This is a genomic window from Microbulbifer mixtoriginis (SeqCode) (assembly GCF_052466765.1).
On the sequence record NZ_CP174289.1, the window covers coordinates 686736 to 702618 of the forward strand.

The 15883-nt window shown below is 44.6% G+C and carries 15 protein-coding genes; 10 read left to right on the forward strand and 5 right to left on the reverse strand.

Translation table 11 applies throughout. The annotated features are described in order from the left end of the window. The first annotated feature begins 69 nt into the window (after positions 1–69). From maiA to ACJJIV_RS02890, 4 genes are all read left to right on the forward strand, one after another. Complete coding sequence (maiA, locus tag ACJJIV_RS02875) at positions 70–699, forward strand: maleylacetoacetate isomerase (RefSeq protein ID WP_252085436.1); 630 nt, start codon at positions 70–72, stop codon at positions 697–699. 190 nt (positions 700–889) lie between these two features. Further along, the gene (locus ACJJIV_RS02880; protein WP_444890696.1) at positions 890–1174 is read left to right on the forward strand and encodes a 2TM domain-containing protein; all 285 of its coding nucleotides are present in this window, start codon (positions 890–892) and stop codon (positions 1172–1174) included. Positions 1175–1512: 338 nt separating this feature from the next. Then, positions 1513–2988, forward strand: a complete 1476-nt coding sequence (locus ACJJIV_RS02885; protein WP_444890697.1) for a ricin-type beta-trefoil lectin domain protein — start codon at positions 1513–1515, stop codon at positions 2986–2988. 509 nt (positions 2989–3497) lie between these two features. Continuing rightward, complete coding sequence (locus ACJJIV_RS02890) at positions 3498–3941, forward strand: CopD family protein (protein WP_444890698.1); 444 nt, start codon at positions 3498–3500, stop codon at positions 3939–3941. 184 nt (positions 3942–4125) lie between these two features. Here ACJJIV_RS02890 and ACJJIV_RS02895 read toward each other — a convergent pair whose 3' ends face one another. Further along, complete coding sequence (locus tag ACJJIV_RS02895) at positions 4126–5130, reverse strand: hypothetical protein (protein ID WP_444890699.1); 1005 nt, start codon at positions 5128–5130, stop codon at positions 4126–4128. A 539-nt stretch (positions 5131–5669) separates the two neighbouring features. Beyond that, complete coding sequence (locus ACJJIV_RS02900) at positions 5670–6335, reverse strand: phytanoyl-CoA dioxygenase family protein (RefSeq protein ID WP_444890700.1); 666 nt, start codon at positions 6333–6335, stop codon at positions 5670–5672. A gap of 1108 nt (positions 6336–7443) precedes the next feature. Here ACJJIV_RS02900 and ACJJIV_RS02905 point away from each other — a divergent pair. The 6 genes from ACJJIV_RS02905 to ACJJIV_RS02930 all read left to right on the forward strand — a co-directional run bounded on the left by ACJJIV_RS02905 (position 7444) and on the right by ACJJIV_RS02930 (position 14054). Beyond that, positions 7444–8058, forward strand: coding sequence for a bactofilin family protein (locus ACJJIV_RS02905; protein WP_444885381.1), 615 nt, complete (start codon positions 7444–7446; stop codon positions 8056–8058). Between the two features lie 71 nt (positions 8059–8129). Further along, a complete protein-coding gene (locus ACJJIV_RS02910) occupies positions 8130–9362 on the forward strand; it encodes a class I SAM-dependent methyltransferase (protein WP_444890701.1) in 1233 nt (410 codons plus the stop codon). Next, positions 9362–10672, forward strand: coding sequence for a MotA/TolQ/ExbB proton channel family protein (locus tag ACJJIV_RS02915; RefSeq protein ID WP_444890702.1), 1311 nt, complete (start codon positions 9362–9364; stop codon positions 10670–10672). The genes ACJJIV_RS02910 and ACJJIV_RS02915 overlap by 1 nt, the downstream gene beginning before the upstream one ends. Continuing rightward, positions 10665–11366 (forward strand): OmpA/MotB family protein, encoded by a 702-nt coding sequence (locus ACJJIV_RS02920; RefSeq protein ID WP_444890703.1) that lies wholly within the window; start codon positions 10665–10667, stop codon positions 11364–11366. The genes ACJJIV_RS02915 and ACJJIV_RS02920 overlap by 8 nt, the downstream gene beginning before the upstream one ends. Beyond that, positions 11363–12376, forward strand: a complete 1014-nt coding sequence (locus tag ACJJIV_RS02925) for a hypothetical protein (RefSeq protein WP_252085426.1) — start codon at positions 11363–11365, stop codon at positions 12374–12376. Before ACJJIV_RS02920 ends, ACJJIV_RS02925 begins: the two co-directional genes overlap by 4 nt. 526 nt (positions 12377–12902) lie before the next feature. Further along, on the forward strand, positions 12903–14054 hold the full coding sequence (locus ACJJIV_RS02930) for a serine hydrolase domain-containing protein (protein ID WP_444890704.1): 1152 nt from the start codon (positions 12903–12905) through the stop codon (positions 14052–14054). A gap of 501 nt (positions 14055–14555) precedes the next feature. Here ACJJIV_RS02930 and ACJJIV_RS02935 read toward each other — a convergent pair. From ACJJIV_RS02935 to ACJJIV_RS02945, 3 genes are all read right to left on the reverse strand, one after another. Then, complete coding sequence (locus ACJJIV_RS02935) at positions 14556–14717, reverse strand: hypothetical protein (protein WP_444890705.1); 162 nt, start codon at positions 14715–14717, stop codon at positions 14556–14558. A 239-nt stretch (positions 14718–14956) separates the two neighbouring features. Then, on the reverse strand, positions 14957–15331 hold the full coding sequence (locus ACJJIV_RS02940) for a hypothetical protein (RefSeq protein WP_252085423.1): 375 nt from the start codon (positions 15329–15331) through the stop codon (positions 14957–14959). Then, positions 15324–15878: a sigma-70 family RNA polymerase sigma factor gene (locus ACJJIV_RS02945; protein ID WP_252085422.1), complete on the reverse strand. Its 555-nt coding sequence runs from the start codon at positions 15876–15878 to the stop codon at positions 15324–15326. The genes ACJJIV_RS02940 and ACJJIV_RS02945 overlap by 8 nt, the downstream gene beginning before the upstream one ends. Positions 15879–15883 lie beyond the last annotated feature (5 nt).

Here is a 15883-nt window from a genome sequence, read left to right on the forward strand (position 1 = left end):
AAAGAATTAATAAATTAATCGGCAGCTTTCCCAGCCGCCACCATAATGACTGACAATAAAGGAAAGAGAATGGACCTTTACGGATACTTCCGCTCCTCCGCAAGCTACCGAGTGCGTATTGGGCTTAATTTAAAGGGCCTGAGCTATAACTATCTCCCAGTCAATCTAGTGAAAGGCGATCAACACAGCGAGCAGTATCGCCAGTTAAACCCCCAGGGGCTTCTGCCAACGCTCAATGACGGGGACATCAGCCTCACTCAATCTATGGCTATTTTGGAGTGGTTGGAAGAAACTCACCCAGAGCCAGCGCTCTTGCCCAGAGATGCCGAGGCTCGCGCCCATATTCGAGCCCTGGCACAAAGCATTGCCAGCGATATCCAACCCCTGCAAAACCTCCGCGTGCTCAAATATCTGGTTTCTGAATTCAAAGTGACTGAAGAGCAGAAAATTCAGTGGATTCAGCACTGGATTCACTTGGGATTTGCCGCCCTGGAGAAGCAGCTAGAACCCGCGCCTTTTGCCGCTGGTGACACCCCTGGGCTTTTTGAGTGCTGCTTACTGCCGCAGGTGTATAACGCCGAACGTTTTGGTATGGATATGAATCAGTACCCCAAAATACAAAAGATCACCCAGGCCTGTAACGAATTAGCGGCCTTTATTGATGCTCACCCCGAAAAACAGCCCGATAGCACTGTATAGTCTATTTAAGTAAGCCAGATCCCGGCTTATCCGGGCTCTGGCTTACATGAATATCCAGTCATAAAACTCTTGACAAAACTCAACTGTTATCCCAGCTTTTACACTTGCCCACCATAGCCCGCAGTGGTTAAGATTCTGCACATAGGCAATAAAATATAACCACCGCAGTATCTATCACTGAGATCAAAAAATGCAGCCTGAGCAAGCAACTTCTGCAAAAAAGAAGGAAGCCATCGAGCATGTAAGAAAGCTCAAAGGCTTTTACCAACACCTAATTACATATTTGATAGTGATTGCTGGACTTTTAATAGCTAATTTAATCCTCACCCCAGAGTACCTTTGGTCTCTCTGGGCAGCCCTTGGTTGGGGCATCGGAATCGCCTCCCACGCTGTGCGAACTTTTAAACCTTTTACATTGTTTGGGCCTGAGTGGGAGAAAAAGCAGGTAGAGAAAAGATTAAAAAAGAAGCCTTAAGTCAAGACACAGCCTTACCGCTTCAAGCCTGGTTACGCTCTCCTCCGTGTACACCTTTATAAAAGATCTACAAACCATTTTAATCAGTGCAGGCGCTCTTTAGTTATTAACGCCTCGAGAGAGCATGCTTGCTAAATTTAACCCACTAGTCGCTGAAAAATCCAAACGCACAGTCTGTCCTCTAGAATAATGCTTTTAAATAAAAATCGAAAAGCATGGTCAATGCCGTGAAAATATAACATCTCATTAGATGTCATATCATTTTCACATACCCATACTAATATTGCCGCCCCATCAATTAGGGCAGCCTTATAATAACAGTCGAAATGGATATCCTTATGCCAAATAAAGTTAGTTTTTCATTTTTATTTCCCCTACTCTTATTTTTTTGTGCAAGCCCACAAGCAAGCATCGCTTCTACACCGCAATTAACAGCGGAGCCCCCTCAAGATGATCACCGTATCGACCAACTCTACTACCTCCAACCTCACAACAGTTATGAGCGCCTTGCAACTGAAGAAACTCTTACGGATTGGCTGGATAAGGGCTTTCGCTCGTTGGAACTGGATGTTGTTGACCACGGCCCCTGGCAGGGTAGTAATCATGGGCCCTATGTAGCCCACGGCCAGAGTGATATCGGCAATCATATGTGTCGTAGTAATGGCGACAATGATCGACTGGTTCATTGCCTTGACGACATCAAGGCATGGCTTGACAACAACGAACTCAATGCACCGCTAATGCTATATATTGATATGAAGCCAGACAGTAATTGGTTCGCTGCCTGGTATGCCGATGAGATCTATGTGTTGGATCAATATATCAAGCAACAGTTAGGCGATTTGCAATTCAGCTACCAGGACTTACTAGCACATCTACAGGCAAGCTCCCCCTCCTCCGATTATCGAAACACCCTAAAGAATATAGGTTGGCCTACTTTGGGCGAGCTGCAATCGCAGAATAAGAAAGTCCTGGTCATGTTTACCGGTGGCCAGAGTGGCAATGTCAATAATCGTATGGAATCGGCACTGGATAACTACCCATTACATGCCTTCCTCTGCCCTGATGTAGATACTGCCGATCCTGAAGAGTTTTCTGGCAATATAGATTCCATGGATTCCAGCAGCTCCCAGAAGGTATTTTGCGGTAATGTAAAAGCCGGCGATCACTACCAAATAACAGCCAATGAAGCGGCGAACAGTAAACAATTGATGCATTTGTGGAGCAGCTCTGGCGATTTCAGCAATACAGATTTTGGCTATTCCTATATCGCGGCTGCACACGGCGCTACCGCTATTGGCATGGATCCAAATACCGTCAATGACACGCCGAGCCATACCAGCCAAGCCATACCCTTTGTCGGTGTGCGAAGAAGCCTACCTGGTTATTTTCGTATTCAGTCCAGCCAAAACCCAAATTTCTGTATGAATGTTTCTCAAGGCTATGGCAATGGCTCCAACCTGACCTTGGCCAACTGCAACTCGAGCAACGAACAGCAGTTTGTCTACACCGCTGAGGGACAGTTAAGACCTAAAGGCAACAATAAATACTGTGTCGACTACAACACGGGCTCTGCAGACAATGGTGATAAAATGCACCTGTGGGATTGCGATGGTGGCAATTCAGAAAAATGGCAGGTACAGGAAAGCGGTATTATTCAAAATCGCGACAAAGATTGGCAATACTGTATTGATACACCAGGGGCAAGTGCCGACAATGGAGAACAACTTCAAATTTATAGGTGCAACAGTAGTGACACTGGTCAGAAATTTTCCCTGAATGCTGTGAATGAATGGAAACAAACAAGCTTTTAAGTATTACTTTTTATTCAGACTCTCAGGAATTAAGTATAAAGAAGAGTATTGTTGCAGTTAGTAAAGGCGTCGGTCTTAAGATTGATCAAAGATCGACAGCCTTACAGTAGAAGCACCAGTTAACTCGGGCATGTAGAAATCTCTTAACATGCCCAGTTAATCAGTAATTAGTTCAGTTCGCCAGCTTCACACTGCCCCCAGTCACCGAAGGTGCCGTCAACTGCGACTAGGTTTCATAGATAAAGGTAGTTATATAATGGAGTAATGTAGGGCAAATTAGTTAAATGCTAATATACAAAGGACATGATATCTCAGCACCATTAGTCACCAGACTCTTACCACATAATCCAACTTACTTTCTTGATTAACATCAATTTCCACCTCGTTTTCTACATAAAACAATCCCACTAACGATACCTAAAAAATATTCATTATACCCACCCAAGAAATTAGTGGGCACCCATTGCATTTATAGATATAGTGCTTAAAAGGACTAAAAAGGAATAAAGATGTACGAGGTAGTACTTTTTTTGCATTTGCTAGGTGCAACTATTTGGACTGGGGGGCATCTGGTGCTGGCATGTACAATCCTCCCTTCCGCCCTAAGAAGTCAGGATATAGAATTTATCTCAAGGTTCGAAAGCAGCTATGAAAAAATTGGTATCCCTGCCCTTCTTGTACAGATTATTTCTGGCATCTATCTAGCTTTCAATCTCTTGCCCGATATATCCCAGTGGTTTAACTTCTCGAATCCGGTTTCGAGACTTATTTCATATAAGCTAATCATATTGGGCTGTACATTCCTTCTTGCTATTGACGCAAGACTCAGGATTATTCCGCATCTTTCCACCAGAAACCTAAAAGCACTCGCTTATCATATAATTCCAGTAACACTTCTCTCCGTTCTATTCGTATACGTAGGAATTTCCTTCAGAACAGGCTGGCTATATTAAACTATCATTTATTGGCTCAGCAACTAACTACCCGGCGTAAGTACAAGTTAATCACTCACTTATTGAAACTCCACAGAATAAAAGCTTAACTAGTTAATGAGGACTGCTTAACAGCAGCCCTCACACTCAATCAATTAGATATACAAATATTGAATTTTAGATTAATTAAAATCAAAGTAACGAATTAAAAAACTTCTTCCAAATGCTTTAAAAAGGGTACCACGGTTTGATCTCTCACAGCTGGGTACATATCTCGATCAATAGTAATATGATCCAAATTGACCCAACTTTGAGCATACCAACCTAGATTGATATCTTCTGCTGCATAGACAAAAGAGTGCACCCCTGTAAATTCGATAACTTCGTCACCGCCTGCCAGTTGACGGATGTATAAATTGTCCTTATAGGGGAACTGAGCATTGAGATCAGTATAGTAGCTCAAATAAGTTGAGTTTTCGGGGTTGCGAAAAAAAGAAGAAGTTACTCCCATTTCATTCTGATCCCATTTACAGACTCCATCAAAACTATGAACAATAGTTCGAATGCTACGAAAGTCCGGATCATTACGCAGAGCCTTTGCCAAGCGCATTGCTAAACAGCCCCCTCTGGATGATCCCGCCAAGTAGATGGTTTCTAGGTTTGATACATAAGCTTTTGACTTTAACCAATTAAGGTAGGCACTTTCTATACGCGATTTCTCACCACTATTCACCATATAGTTAAATTGTGCATCAAAAGCTACGGCAAAGAAGGTGTCATCTGCTGGAAAATACTCTGAATCCAAAACCTGCCGGGCAAGCGAGCGGCCATCTATGCTTCTAGAACAGGATTCTTCTGAGATACCACAGTTTCTTTTAAAGTTATCCCCTTGTCCTGTTACCGCACTTTCAGAACCGTATCCCGGAGGCTGTTGCCCAGCTGCAATAAACACCAAATTTCGCACATCTTCTCGTTCTGGCTGCCGCACTCTTGCAATCTGAGTGTATAATTGATGAGTATTACTGACACCTTCTTGCTCCCAAGCTAGATACTCAGATTGAGTAGCTTGCTGGGTACACCAAAAGTTTTGACAGTAGCGGACACGCTCCAAGCTCACCGATAAATCTGATTTTGGCTCAAATGCCTTAGCCTGAATAGAGCCCAAAAGGAACACCCAGCAAGCTAAAAGCCTTATTATTTGATTATTCATTTTTCACCATTTTCAATATGATCATTCTTATATTTAGAAGGTAAAACCCTCCATTCAATCAAATAAACCAACCCCTTATCTGACCGCTTATGATTTTAACAGACGAAAAGTCGCCAAACAGAGAAACCAAAAAAAAACAAATCTTAAATTTTCAAATAAGAAAAGATCAAATCCAAGACAAAAAAACACAACAACAGGAAAGGCCTAAACAACAAATTGATAAGCAGTCAACAGTAATTTCCAACACTTAAACCGCCCTTAAATTAGCCGAAACAACTAAAATATCATCGACTTATTTAGGAAAACATGATCGCCGACCAACCCTTCAGAACACCTGAACATCATGTAAATTATTATATTTTTTACCCGATCTCAAGAAGAAAGCAAAAGCAGTGGACCGCGCCACGACAGGTAACGCCACACGACCTTTCATGCTTTAATTTCGATCGTAACATACAGCACGAACATCTTAATTGATAGCAAGGTAGTGTAATGGGCGTTAACTCGTACATCATTACTGAAAACTGAATCTAGTTGCACTATGCCCAAGTAACCCCAGCTGGCAACTCATAGCAACTATATTCCAAGTGTATCACTCTGCGACGCCTAGGGAATAAAGCTCTATCTGAAGCATGAAGAATATGAGGATACATAATTAGTGCAGAACCGGATTTTGCCTCACAGGCAACTGGATTATGTTCTTTAACATATTGATATATTTCATCTTTCTTCAAAACTCCATGTTGCTGGCTGCCAGGAATAAGCTTTAAGCAGCCATTATTAGTATCAGTGTCATCCAGATGAATACGGATCGTAATCATTTGCTTAAGAACATGTAGAGGAGGCTGCACATGGTGAAAGCCATCCTTAACACTCCAGGGGCCCCATCCAGACTTAGTAAATTTTGAAGAGACCGCTACAGTCTTATCCTGATGCCAAGTAACAAGCCAGTTACATTTTTCATTTTTATCAAATAGGATACCCCTTACCAATCGAGGGCGCTGAATTAAGTACTTCTGCGCTAAATTTACAATCAGGTCCGATGTAGCCAAGGCCGCTATAGAGCTATACTTTTTCTCTACATTGCGTATGCCTCCCGTCCCCCTAGCGAGCTTTAAATCTGCAAACTCATTTTGAAGAACCTCAAGCGGGCCTTCCGGAAAGATGTCATTAATTAAGGAATAACCTTTTTCCAAATCGATCATTATTTAATAACCACAAAAAAGAGTCCAGATTTTATGTACAGCGCACCCAATGAGCGAAATATTACCGACCAGAAAGTGTTTTCTAGCTGGAATTTTTATTTCCGGAAACTTTCGTTTAGGCTTTCCCCATTTACGCATAGACACTATCCGTATTTTGTGGTTTAGATTCATAAGATCATCTTTGTCAGCTCATAATACATGAGGAATTGTTCCACGCTTCATATTACCTACCCAGCAATACACTCCTTAATAGCATATGGCACGGACGCTGCTGCACTTAGAACACCAAAGCAACTGCAAGCCAGGTCAGGGCTGGGGAAAAGTGCTCTATGTCACACTTTTAACGTGGAATCCGTGCTAAATTCAGCCCATTCAAGTCGAGGTCAGCTTGATTGATTGCCGAGCCGTTTTACGGTGGCTTTCGCGCTGTAAGGTAGTAACAACTCAATCTATATTGATGTATGCCCAGTAGAACTCAATACCCATCAGCAGATAATAAGCAGTATGCCCTCCACAACAAAAAGTAAATATTTACTTACAAATTACACCTTAATGTAAATGTAAGAATGTGACGTTATGTCGAGCAATCCCAGCAATTCATCGTCACTAGAATTAGGTAGTAGGACTATTTTTGTACAGTTAAAAGTTGCGGGTTCAGTTTTGTAAATTACTTGGTGTGCTCACTGTTGTCATGCTCCCATACTGGCCTAAATTAATTTTCTAGCCTGGCACAAACCGCCTGTGAAAAAGTTGAAGCTACTAAGAGTAGGTATGAAAAATCTACCAGAGATTTATGTACAGGTGAAACCATATGTACGTACTTTTTCTTGCTGAATGAAATGTGTATTCAGCCAAATTCTCCAATGCCAAGAGCATGGATAAGAGATAAAGATGGCTTAATAGTAGAAAATATTTGCGTAATGATATCCATGTTTCTGTGAAAAAATGAACATATATCTTTTGCCATCGAGAGATTACGGTTCCCGCATTGAGCTTTCGTGATTTTTCGACTCAATGTATTACCTGGCTTACGGATAAGACTTCAGCCGAGGGCCTGGCTACAAGAGTTTTAACGCTGACTTTTTCCACAACGAAGAGATTTATTTAGATGAGCACTGACAAAAGTAATGACTCCACACCTTTTCTAGCAGGCATGAGCGCTGGTGAACAGCAATCATCTCTCTCGAATTCAGGCGCCAAATCAGTGCTTGGTGAGGGTATCAATTTTCGCGGTGAGCTGATTGGCACCGAAGATCTTCATGTAGAAGGCACCGTAGACGGTACTGTAATTATGGTTGGCCACAACCTTTCTGTTGGTACCGGCGGTGCAGTTACTGCAAACATCCATGCAAAAAATATTGTTGTTGAAGGCACACTGGACGGCGACGCACTTGCCGATGAGTTAATTGAGATCAGAAATACTGCCCAGGTAAACGGCAACCTGATTGCCCCTCGAATCAAACTCGACGACGGTGGTAAGTTCCGTGGCTCTATGGATATGGTAGATACCGACTCCGAAATGAAAGAACGCCACAAGGAATTCTCAGACCGATTGGTGCACCCAGATCTGCCGGCAACGGAAGACAAGCCAGCAAACCGCTCCCAGAACAACGCCTCCTACACTTCTAGCAGCTCAACTGCGAGTGATTCATCCCGTCTATCCGATACCAGCGACTATCTGTTCGGTACCAAGGAGACTGAAGAGGAAACAGTGGAGAGCTGAGTTAACTTCCTCAGTTAATCCTCCATACGAGCCCCGGCTATTGCCGGGGCTCTAGCTTTTGGTGTGAAAGTATGTTGCAGCATCATTCGTTTGGTATTGCCGCCTTGGTGGACGAGGTGGTTCAACCAGGTGGTAAAGTACTGGATTTGGGGTGCCTCTCATTTGGCACTACACAAACCTTTTTGGAACTGTCCTGCCAGACATTTATTGAGGATTTACGTAGCCTGCTACTTGAAATCCACTCATTTGACCTGCAGACACGAACTATAAAGTTAACTGAACACCTGACCAGAAAGCCACAACGGGTAAAACTTGATGTCGTGCTCTGCTGGGACCTGTTCAACTTTATGGAACCCGAGCTTATTGCCCAATTAATTGAGGAAATCCGACCTCACTTAAAAGCTGGCACTGTCTTCCACACAATGCTGTACACCGGCACAATGCCTAAAGCCCCCGCTGACTTCAAGCGTTTGTCCGGCTTCACTTTTAACTCATCCCCCCTAGCACTGCCGGAGCCATTACCTACATACCGATACTCTTCGCTCAATCTGATGAAAACCATGGGTAACTTTTCTCTGCGCTCCTCTCTCCTGCATAGAAAAGGCATGCGTAAAGACCTTATTGAGCTGATGTTTGAATACGGTAATGTAAAGTCACAAAACGCTATACGTGCGGGGGGAACCTCAGCTGCAATTTCCGCTTTTAGACAAACAAGCCTTACCGAAATCCCTTTGACAGCACTTGATCAAGCATTAATGCACGCCAAGCGCTCTCCCGTCAGTAAAGCTCTGGATGTAGGGAAAAAAGCCGGAAGGAATATGCAGCACCTCCAGCGAGAAGTGGGTGAACTATTTATTTCCGATCTCTATTCTGCAATTCTCTGGCAATGTAGCCGCAAGGTACCCTTTGATAGCGCGGTACAGGCAGCATTACGACAGGCCACCCTGCCTGAAAACCTGGATTGTATTTTACTCTGGGATCTTCTGAATTTCTTTTCCACTGAACAAATTCAGTTAATCACGCATGCGCTATATCAGTATCTCAGCAATGGCGCTGTGATGCATTTTCTGTTGTTCAAGCAAGAGCGACTTCCGGTTAATTGTGGTGTTTTCGAGATTCAGCCATCAGGCCTTGTTGGAACCTATATCCAAGCAGCTGGAAATAAGCAGGCAAAGTTCCGCACTATTACCGATGTAGTGAAAGCACTACCACAAATGAAAGTTCTAAGTCAGGGCACTGGAAGAATATCCAACGGGCCCTTTTATCACGAAATAACAATGCAGAAAGTTGTAAAGGATCAATAATGACCCAGTTTTTCTACCACTGGTTGACTAAGTTATCTCCTGAGCAGGTAACAGACACCTTTCTTATAGTTATGCTTGCCCTTGGCACTATAGCCTTGACCCTTTACCCATTTGGCAAGTTTCCACGCTTCGTAAAAGAAACGCCTTCTCTACTGACCGCTCTTGGAATTCTGGGTACCTTTATCGGTATTATTCTTGGTATCTATGGTTTTGACCTTGCTGATATCGACACCTCAATTTCAGAACTTATGCAAGGTCTGGAAACCGCCTTTATGACTAGCATCTTAGGCCTTTTCCTCTCATTGGTCTTGCGCACTATCTTCCAAATATTCAGCAAAGATCAGCCAACCAAAGCCACTGCAGATGATATTTTGCAAGCGATCAATCACCAGCGCCAGGATTTGGCAAAGTTTCAACACAGTATTAGTGAAGAGGTTCTGCAGTCACTAACTTCAGTTGTGGAGAAGTTTAATCAGGGGCTGAACGCACAAATGGGTGATAACTTACAGCAGTTTATTCAGCAGCTGGAGGCCGTATCCCCTGCCTTGCAAGCATTAATCGATCAGCATGAGCAACACGCCGAGCTTGCTGCAATCTACCGTGAGCAAACTACATCTCTACTGATTGAAATTAACGGTGCGCAGGAGAACCTTCTGCAGTTACATCAACGTATTACTGAATTACCGAAAATCTTTAACGTTATTCCTTCGCTGGTTGAACAGCAGCGCACTCACTCCGAACAAATCTCTGTCATGCTTAATGAACAGCAGGCATCCATTGAAATACTACAAAAATCTATTCCGGATATCGCGCCCAAGTTTGAGTCGATTACTCAGGGAATCGAAAAAGCGAATCAGCAGTTAGGCACTCAAGTTCAACATCTAATCTCCCTGAGTGAAACCCAGGCGAAAGTCTTTGAACAGAGGACGAATAAGGTCGTTGCTCTTGCCGATGTCCTGAATAATATCGACCCCAACCACTTTTCCAACATTATACAAGAGACTGCAAACAGCCATCGTGAATCAATGGTTGAGCTTGCGCAGCTTATTGCCAAGACCCATCAACAGATGATTACTGAGTTATCCCAAGTGATCACTCGTGATTTGACTAATGCAGACGTAAGCATCAAGCGCCAGTATGAGTTACTGGATCAACGCTTACATAGCGAAGTCGAGAGTGTAATGGCTGCGATGGGTGATGCCCTAGGTACCTTGAGCGGTGAGTTTTCACGGGATTTTCGCCAGTTAATCCAGCAAATGAAAAGAATTGACAATCAAGTGAAGCAGGCCGCTGGAGAGGAGCATGTTTGAGAGCGCTCACTCCAACAGTGAATCCAGTGAAAGCCAATGGATCAGCCTATCTGATATGATGGCCGGCCTAATGATGGTCTTTCTCTGTATTGCCGTCTTCGTGATGCGTTCCCTAATAGATGAACGAGCCAAAATTCGAGAACTTGCCGAGTCCTATCGCGATACACAGCTGGCAATTTATCAAACTTTACAACAGGAATTCTCCCGCGACCTTACTCGCTGGGGAGCCTCTCTGGATAAACAGACCCTAGCTATCTCTTTTAACAATAGCGATGCGCTGTTCAAGACTGGTGATTTTACTTTGAGTGACAATGCGCGTGAAATTATGTCCTCATTTGTGCCCCGCTATATTGCTGCACTCACCCCCTATATGGATTCCATTGCTGCAATACAAATTGAAGGTCACACAAGTTCTGAGTGGGGTGAGCAGTCGGCGCCAGAGGAGGGGTATTTTCATAACTTACGTCTTTCTCAGCAGCGGTCACGGGCGGTAATGCAATATGCCCACTCGCTACTATCCCCAAATCAAGCCGTTTTAGTACGTGCAAAAGTTGCAGCCGTAGGTTATTCATCCGCCCGCCCGGTCCTCAATAACAATGGTATTGAGGATCCAGATCGCTCTCGTCGCGTTGCATTCCGAGTAGTGCGAGACTCTGAAAGCCACATTTTGCAGATTCTTGAGGAGGCCCTGTGAAACTAACCGACTTGCGGCCTATTCATAAGCGTCAAAGGCAAAGCCCTCAAAATCTTCTCAATCCCGAAACTATTTGCAAGCCGAGTCGAAATAGCTTGGCGAGCGCCATTCGTTTAGGTATTCAGCTGGACTATTCAGACCTCGATATACTTTCTTGCGGTTGGCGCTACCGGGGCATCCCAGTATTTGTATTTGGTCTTGAGTATTCACCCTCAACACAGGAAGATTCTTTTGGGCAGGTCCATATTTCTCCCAAATGCCCTTCGGTAAGTAATTACCAAGGGCCCCTCTGGGCGAGCAGCGACTTCGCCGCCGTACAAAAATCCTTTCCGCGAGACAACCTAAAGCCTTGTCCGCACTGCTTGCGCCACCTTTATAGTTTGGATATTCCAGATTTACTGCACAAAGACCGCTTTGGTAATGTTACCGCTATCGATTGGTTAATTTACGCACGATACTTTGCCGGTGCAATTTTTGAAAAATACCCACTCTTCTGGCGCAACGGTGAACGCCCACAAAAAGTGACTGCACTATTCACCACTGAACCCCCGAGGTATTCCTGCTCAATTTGTCAGTGCCATATTAATGCCAACGGCTGGGCGATTAACCCTAAGCTGGCTGAACTCAGTAGTCTCCCCAGAGAAATTTGCCTTCTTTGCGCCGAGCGGAGAGCCCGTACTGTATTAGTGGCACCCCCTCAAGCAGCGCTGCGTGCAGCAACCCTGCGCTACGAATCCCTTACCAAACAGTTGGGTAGTGAACCCCAAGCATCCTGGGCAATCGCCGAGCAAGTAGTTCCCGCCTCTTGGCTTCCGCTGATCCAGAAACTGAAAACTCTGATGGGGCCGCCCAAGGTCTTTCAGGTGATCGCTCCGAAAATTTTAGCCGTTTTATCCTGGCCCAGTATGAAACGTGCCATCATTGCTGATAACACCAAAGAAGCAAAACTCCCTTCTCACTATTCCGTTTGGCGCAAAGCCCAAATTGAGCAAGAACTGGGCTTAGGCTGAGCAATTACTTCATAGTGCTGCCTTCGGGCAGCTGGCTTTTACAAACATCCGGCTTCCTCACTCTCAAAATCTATCAAGAAGAAAAACTCTAGAAGATCCTTAAAGTTGTACGCAGGTATTTACTACTGCGGCTTATTTGATTTAGATATAGCAGACCATCACAACTTACTATTTCTAACAATCTTATAAACGCATGACTTAAATAAATTATTTGATATTATTTTTAATAGAAACTCTATTAAATGCTTTTTATCCTATTTATACTCTCAACTTCTTTTACAAGCTATGCACAAGCAGCTTCTTGGTATTGGAGGTTATTAACATCATCATTACTGTATAAATTACCGCCAGAAATTTTCTGCATAGGATTTCCCCCTCACAATTACATGCTTTTTAGGAACTTAAACAAAACGATCTAGTCAGAAATCGAAGTAGTACGCCAATAACCTCGAAATTTCGTACCACTTTTAGCGGTAACTAAGATCTGACTCAGTTTTCATGTTACTTTTAATACAGGCTTATCATGATGCATAGTCGGCACACAAAAATTCTGTCAAAGATTTTTCTTACAACTGCACTCTTAGCAGTAACCGTTGCTGTACGTGCGGACGAAGCGTTGCAGACATTTCTCGAACAGACACTTACCACAGCACGTGACAAAAACGATCTTCCTGCCGTCGCCGCGCTGATTCAAATCGATGGCAAGACTGCTGCTATAGCTGCAGACGGTTTTCGTGCGCATAGTCATATGGAACCAGTCACTATCGACGATCGTTGGCATATTGGATCGAATACCAAGGCGCTAACTGCAACAATGATCGCACGCTTAGTTGAGCAAGGTATCATGCGATTTGAGGATACACTCGCTGATTCTTTTCCGGCTTTCGCAAAAAATATGGACCCCGCTTACCGCAACATTACGATCACGCAATTGCTCAGTCATACCGCAGGTTTACCACCTCTGACCGACGATAATGAACTTCCTCAATTTGAAGATTTAATCGAGTCAGTACCCAGTATTCGGGCGCAACGTATTGCGGTTGCACGCAGTTACCTTGCAATGCCACCTACATCCGCAACTGGTTCATTTAAATACTCCAATCTCGGTTACATTATCGCGGGTGCCATCGCCGAGGCACGAACAGGCAAGACTTGGGAGGATCTCATCAAGGAACAGATCTTTACTCCGCTCGGCATAAAGAATGCAGGATTTGCAGCGCCCGGATCCTCTGGCAAGTTGGACCAACCGCGTGGTCATAAAAAAACCTGGTGGGGCAAGCTCGTACCACTCGATCCCGCCGACATACAAAGTGATAATCCTCAAGCGCTCGGCCCTGCCGGCACAATCAATATTTCTCTTAAAGATTGGATTCTCTTCGCAGAGGACCAACTCAATGGCGTACACGGCCGCGGTAAATTATTGAAGTCCGAAACCTATCGCAAACTACACTCACCCGTAAATGGTCATTACGCACTGGGCTGGGGGGCATTGTACGATCCAGAGTTATTGCTGCTTACACACACCGGTAGTAACGGCTATTGGCTCACTGACGCACGTATCATGCCAAAGCACAACATAATTTTTCTAATCGCGATGAACTCCGCTGGTGATACTGCAGAAAAATCAATGAAAGATATCCGCAAGCTTCTTATGGAGCGCCTAAAACCATTTGAGTGAATCTAAAAAGCGGACTTGTCTTGACAAGTCCGCTATCCAGCGGCTACTGGAATATATACTTGATAATTAATTAAAGTCAGCAGCGCGAATCGGATAGCTATCAGAGCCCGCCTCCAAGATCCAAGCCCATGTCTCTGGGAATAAAGCGAGTCAATTATATTCCTGACAGAATAATCTCACGGAAAACACATACCGTCACCCGCCACAAGAATCCTATTTATCACACATAGTACTGAGCAATTTATTTAAATATAAAGACTCAATAATACACTGCAACTTGATAAAGCTATAGCTTTCAATAGTGAGAATTCTTAAAGATGTAATCTAGAATTTCCATTCAGAGAAAAATTATAGCTTTCGCTTGCTGCCTATTAAGAGCCACACGTTCCAACCTAATTCATCCATGCCAGCCAACATAAAATTTAAGAAAAATGGCCAGTAAAGCCTATGGAGAGCTTTGATGAATGGCAGCCACCTTTTAAGGCTCCATCACTGTTTGAATTAGAAGAATTGAATATTACCACAGAGCGTTAAACAGGCTTTGCCCACTGCCATATTAAGTGTGGTGGCACTCTTCTCGATGGCAAGGAAGTTCGTGATACTGTTCGAGCGATTTTCTGCTTTATCAAATTGGAAGAATCGTGACATGTGGCGCACCGCCATATCTCCACACCAGCCAACCAAGGTGCATAGAAAATATAGCGTTCAAGTCAACTCAATGCTGAATGCATTAGCGCTGCTCAGTAAATCGGGGCCTTAAGTTATAAAAGACATCGGGCTTTTGAAGAGAGGAATCTCCAAGCCCATAGAAGCCTGGGTGTATAAGGTATAATAGTCCGCCTCTAATTCATCATTAGAGGCGGCACAGATTTTGTGTGGTGTGCTTCCCCGCTACAAGATGATCAGCGACGAGCGGCAAAGATACCGCCGGCCATCACTACCAGCGAGGAGAGCATTCCCACACCAACCAAACTATAAAGACTGATAGACTGGCGCGCGGCTTCGTTAAGCACTTCGCCAAAAGGAAATTGCCAGGCAACAATACCCGAAGCCGCCAGCACAGCGATGTATTGAACGCGACTGGCGCGACGTTCGTTCTTCTTGGAGGGCATTGGCAATTTTGCCATGACGCTCTCGCAGAAACCGTCATCGTCCAGGTAGGGCTCATCGAACTGCAGCTGCTCTGCCAGCCAAGCATCAAATTGTGGGTCTTTGCCCTCTATAGTTAAATCGCCCAAGGCGCCACCCTTTGTGTTGCGCTGTTCAAAGTTAACCATTGACCACCTCCTCGCGCCACGGCTGCAACAAGCTCTGTAGCTTTGCTCGCGCGCGGTTGACATGGGATTTTACCGTACCTAGCGGCAACTTCATAATACTTGCCGCTTCCTCATGGGAGAAGCCCCGCTGCATGCACAAGTGTATCGCCTGGCGTTGGGCATCGCTTAAAGAGTCCATTGCGGAGTTCAGGTCCCGGGCCATCCCCAGGCGCTGAGACTCTTCAACCGACTCTTCCGCCTGGGCCCGATCGACCGCCTCCTGATCCACTTCTGGGGCGTTCTTGCGTTTGTGGCTCATGACGAGATTGTAGGCGATCCGGTACAACCAGGTGCTAAAGCGGGCATCTCCCCGAAATGCCGGCAGCGCCTTATAGGCCTTAATAAAGGCCTCTTGCGCCATATCATCGGCCAGGCCCTGATCGCCATCACACAGCTTGCGGAGCGAGAATCGCAGCTGGGATTGATAGCGACGCACCAGCTGGGCATATGCCCGCTGGTCCCCGTCTTTGACGGTGCGCCTGATCAAATCCTCATCATTGAGGTCCATATTTC